The sequence below is a fragment of the Kitasatospora sp. NPDC051914 genome (assembly GCF_040680995.1).
Classification (GTDB): domain Bacteria; phylum Actinomycetota; class Actinomycetes; order Streptomycetales; family Streptomycetaceae; genus Kitasatospora.
Map to the genome: position 1 here is coordinate 1 of NZ_JBFAXX010000145.1, position 4,542 is coordinate 4,542.

The 4,542-nt window shown below is 70.8% G+C and carries 4 protein-coding genes; all 4 read left to right on the forward strand.

Features of this window, described 5'->3' with window-relative positions:
• Positions 1–170 precede the first annotated feature (170 nt).
• Genes AB0M03_RS39390 through AB0M03_RS39405 form a run of 4 tightly spaced genes read left to right on the forward strand, consistent with a single transcriptional unit; the run spans position 171 to position 4,142 of the window.
• Complete coding sequence (locus AB0M03_RS39390) at positions 171–1,001, forward strand: hypothetical protein (protein ID WP_363501582.1); 831 nt, start codon at positions 171–173, stop codon at positions 999–1,001.
• Positions 1,002–1,045: 44 nt separating this feature from the next.
• Positions 1,046–3,274 carry a hypothetical protein gene (locus tag AB0M03_RS39395; protein ID WP_363501585.1) on the forward strand — a complete coding sequence of 743 codons (2,229 nt, stop codon included), beginning with the start codon at positions 1,046–1,048 and terminating at the stop codon, positions 3,272–3,274.
• On the forward strand, positions 3,271–3,948 hold the full coding sequence (locus AB0M03_RS39400; protein ID WP_363501588.1) for a hypothetical protein: 678 nt from the start codon (positions 3,271–3,273) through the stop codon (positions 3,946–3,948). Before AB0M03_RS39395 ends, AB0M03_RS39400 begins: the two co-directional genes overlap by 4 nt.
• On the forward strand, positions 3,945–4,142 hold the full coding sequence (locus tag AB0M03_RS39405; RefSeq protein WP_363501591.1) for a hypothetical protein: 198 nt from the start codon (positions 3,945–3,947) through the stop codon (positions 4,140–4,142). The genes AB0M03_RS39400 and AB0M03_RS39405 overlap by 4 nt, the downstream gene beginning before the upstream one ends.
• Positions 4,143–4,542: the final 400 nt, after the last annotated feature.

A 4,542-nucleotide genomic window follows, 5' to 3' on the forward strand; every position in this document is an offset into this window, starting at 1 on the left:
AGCGGACGGCGATGTCGCAGGCTTCGGCGAGTTCCAGCAGGGTGCCGTACTCGGGCCTCCACGGGACGGTGATGCCGCTGCGGGTGCCCAGTACTGGGCACCACCGCGGTGGCCTGCCGAGCAGCATGGGGCCTCGTCCACCGCCCCGACTGCCGAAAGGCCACCCACCCGTGACTTCCTCCGCCTCCGTACCGGACCGCGACGTGCCGGACCACGACGTGCCGCCCGAGCAGGCCGTCATGGTCGTCGATATGAAGGGCTACAGCCGACTCCCTGAAGCGCAGATGGCGCCGGTCCGGTCCGATCTGGACAGCATCCTGGAGACCGTCTTCGCCCAGAGCGGACTGCCCGTGCCCCGCACCCTGGACAGCGGGTACAAGGACACGGGTGACGGCGTCATCCTGCTCCTCCCGCCCCGGCACGTCGCGCGGCTGGTCGATCCGCTGCTGGGAAACCTGAGTGCCGCGCTCCAGCGCTACGAGGGCATCCGGATGGCCGCCGCACCGGCCATCCGCCTCCGTGTCGCCGTCCATGTCGGCCCGCTGAGCCTCCCCGACCACCGCGGCGCCGCGATCAACGAAGCCTGCCGACTGGTCAACAGCGACGCGGCCTACCAGGCCGTCGCGGCCGCGACCGACAACGGACTGTTCCTGGCGGCCGTCCTCTCGGAGTCCGTCTACCAGCGCTCCGTGCAGGCCGGGCGCACCTGTTCGGAGTTGACGGAGCGCCAGTTCCTTTCGGTAACCGCCAGGGTGGACGGCAAGCCCGGGTTCGAGGCGCCGTGCCGGCTGTTCGTACCTGGCATGCCCGCCGACTCCCTCCGCGGTTACCTGCCCGACCCCGGTAGCCCCGCTCCGCGCACCCCTCCTGTGCCCCCGGCGCACCTCTCGCCGGAGCAGCCTGCCAGGGCGGGGGCCGTCTTCAACTTCCGCGGGACGGTCAACGACCCCGTCATCGCGGATCGGATCAAGAACATCCGGATCGACCGTCGCAGTCGCTGAGCCGGCACCACATCATCCGTCTCATCCGTACAAGGGAGAAGTCTGTGTCCGACACCCCCCAACTGCCCCGGTTCGCCGACGATCCGAACAGCGAGGGGCGCAGGAGCGGAGACCCCGAGTCCTGGCTGCCGAGCTGGTTGCAATCCCGGCAGGACCACCGCCCGAAGCCGCCCGATGCCCCGTCCCCGATCGAGGAGGCTCCGGAGCAGCCCCTCGCACAGGAGGTGGCTCCGGGTGTACACACGGCCGCCAGCCCGGTGACGCACTTCCACAGCCAGGTCGAGGTCGTTGCCGGCGTTGTCGAGCAACTGGTCCTCGAGACCCGCAAACGCGATGTCCTCGAGGGCGAGGAACTGGACCGTGTGGCCCTCCTGGAGCAGCCGTTCGTCCGTGACGCGTGGACGGACACCTGGCAGGAGGCGCTCGACCCGGCCACCGGCGGATTGCGGGCGCCCGTCCTGGTCGTCGTCGCCCCCCGCGCGATCGGTGCCACCACCTTCGCGCTGCGCCTGCTGGCCGAGCACACCACGCCGAGCACCACCCTGGTCAAACTGCAGGCGGACTGGAACTCGCCCAGCCGGACCCGGCTCCCTCTGGAGCAACGGCACGCCTTTCAGCTCGACCTCAAGGATCCGGACACCGACCGGGTCTCGGCCGACTTCCTCACCTCGCTCGGGAAGCACGCCGAACACCTGGCCAACTGCCGGTCCTACCTGGTGCTGACGGTAGCTCAGGAGATCTGGGAAGTCCCGGGCCTGGTCGCCCGGCCCGGTGTGCAAGTGCTCCGCCTGACGGAGTCCCCCGCCGCCGGTCCGGTGGTGGACGCCCATCTCGAGGCCGGCGGCCACCACGAGCCGGCCAAGGAGATCAGGGCGTCCGAGCGGGCCCTGTCCCAACTGCGTGGCCTGAACGCCGTGGCGGCGGTCCAGGCGGTCCACCGGATCGTTGCGGTCTGGGAGGAGCACCGCCTGCACCGGCAGGCCCCTGCCCCGCTCCGGAGCGGAGCGGACCGGGACGCGGCGAAGACGTTCGAGGACCGCGTGCTCGAGGCGTTGTCGGACTGGCGCGGGGAGTTGGACGAGCTCTTCGGGGACCGCATCGTCGCCGGTGGCAGGACCGACCGGTCGTTGGCGCTCGAGGATCGCTACCTGCTGCTCTCCCTGGCGGTGCGGCAGTCCGCGCCGGTTTCCCTGGTGTCGGCCGACACGCGGCAGTTGCAGGCGGCGGTGGAGTCGGTGAACACCGACCCGACGGCAGGGACGGCGGCCCAGGCGGCCTTCGCGTCCCGCGGTTTGCGCCGCCGGATCCAGGACGTCGGCGCCACGGTTGACGGGCGCGACGTGGTGCTCTTCGACCGGCCGGCCTACGGGCGGGCGGTGCTCGAGTACGTCTGGGACAACTACGAGGCCATGCGCACGCCACTGCTCGGCTGGCTCGCGAAGCTCGCCGCCCGGCCCGACCCGACGGACCCGGTGGTCCGGACGCTCGCATCCCTGGCCCTGCGCCACGGCACCAGGGAACACCTCAACAAGCTGGCCGAGTTGACCGCGCCGGACCTGCTGGGTGCCGTTCTCCGGACCGCGGTGCACGACGAGCATGTCGGACGCCTCGTTTGGGCCACGCTCTACCAGTGGGCCGATACGAGCGGCAGCGCGCCCACCGTGGTCTCCACCTGCCGCCTTGTCCTGGCCGACCCCGAGGTCAGCTCCGCCGCCGCGAAGATGGCCGTGGTCCGGCTGCGGCGGGTGGCCCAGAGGACCACTGACCCGGCCGTCCGGCAGAGCGTGCTCGCGGTCTTCGAGGAGCTCGCCCGCCGGTCCGCCGGCCGGGCCCGGCTGGTCACTGAGGTCGGGACCTGGCAGCAGGCGAAGAGCTCGTCCCGGAGCGGTAGCCTGGCCTTCCTCGCCCTGATGTCGGTGGATACCCCGGGGCTGCCGTGGCTGCTGTCGGCCGACGCGCCGGGGATCGACGTCCAGCGGGCCTTGGCGGAGCTGCTCGGCAGTCCGGAGACGGCGGTCGAGACCATCCCGCGGATCACCGGCTGGATCCGCTCCTGCGCGGACGACGCCGACTCCGACAGCTATGCGCAGCTCCGAGACCAGTTGCTCGTGCCGCTCCGCGGGCACCGGATGTTCCAGGCTGGGATGAACCTGATGCAGGCGCTCACGGGCTCCGTCACGGCGCAGGGCGTCAACATCGCCGAGGACTTCTACCAGCACCTGGTCCGCGCCCCGTTCCACAAGCTCTTCGCGCCCGACGGCGCCGTTCGATGAGGTGGCCGTGGCAGCGGGCCGCGCGCACCACCGGTTGCCCGCGGCCGTGCCGACTGCCCAGCGCCGTACCGGGCGTACCGTTCGAGGCCACCTTCATCGTGATATGGCGGCCCGCCCTGCGGTGCCGGGCCAATCTGACGGAACAGGTACGCAGCGACCTCCGCGCCGCTGCCGCGGAGGTGACCGCGGGGCTGGAGCCGGACGACCTGCTCGGGGTCGAGGACGCCCTCAACGCCGTGTTCGGTGCATCCGACGGTCGACGCACCCCGTACTACCGACTGCTGTCCGCGAAGTTCGTCCTCCGCCTGTCGCCCACCGCGCAGGAGACCCTGGCCGTCCGGCGGGCCGACACCGAACGGATCAGGCGGCTGGAGTTCCTCAAGATGGCCCTCTACGACCACCCGGACCTCGTGGTGCTCGACCACATGGAGCGGACCTCCGCGCTCCCTGATGACGCTCGAGTGGCCGACCTGCAACGGCTCTCACGCGCGATCAGGTCATGCAACGCCTGGTGGTACCCGCTTCTCGAACAGTGGGAGGCGGTCGGCGCCGGGTTCCAGGACCCGGGGATCCGGCACGAGGCCATGCAGGTCCTGCTTCAGCAGTCCACCGAAGCCCTGAAGGCGGCCACCGCGCCGCCGGACCCGGCCGCCCCGGACGGACGGGCCGGATGAGGGCGGCTCTGTGGCGGGTTCTGCTCGCCCCGCTCACGACGCTGCGGGCGCTCCGCCTCCAGCGGCTCAGTCGCTCCCCGTTCGACTTCGACAGTGCTTGGCGGCAGGCCCGGATGCGCCACGCGCCCGACGAGGTCGAGTACCTGTTCCAGCGCCATGTCCAGGAGGCGGAGGCCCGCAGGCCCGAGCCGTAGCGCGGCCGGTTTCTCCGCACTGGGAGGACAGCGATGGAGCCGCGCCAGCCGGACACCGCTTGTAAATGGCCTACCGGTTGCGTCCCGTTGCCGTCAGACAACGGGACGTAACCGTTCGAGGCGGAGATACGGGTTCCGGCCTGGGCGGTTCCGGTGAGCCATGAATCAAGCCGAGCAAGGGTCATCGCGGTGGCGGTGAAGAGGTGTTGGAGACGGGTCTTGGGATGGCTTCAGTATCAGGAGCGCCAAAAGCTGAAGGCTCGGACACCTTGTGAAACCGGTGGCCTCGATGCCTGCTGTGCTACAGGGTTGCGTCCAGGGAAGTGGTGTACGGGTTCCACCCGTTCCGGGGGTTTCGTCCCGGTAGCGGGTGTCGCCTGAGAACGTAAGACGGCCACCG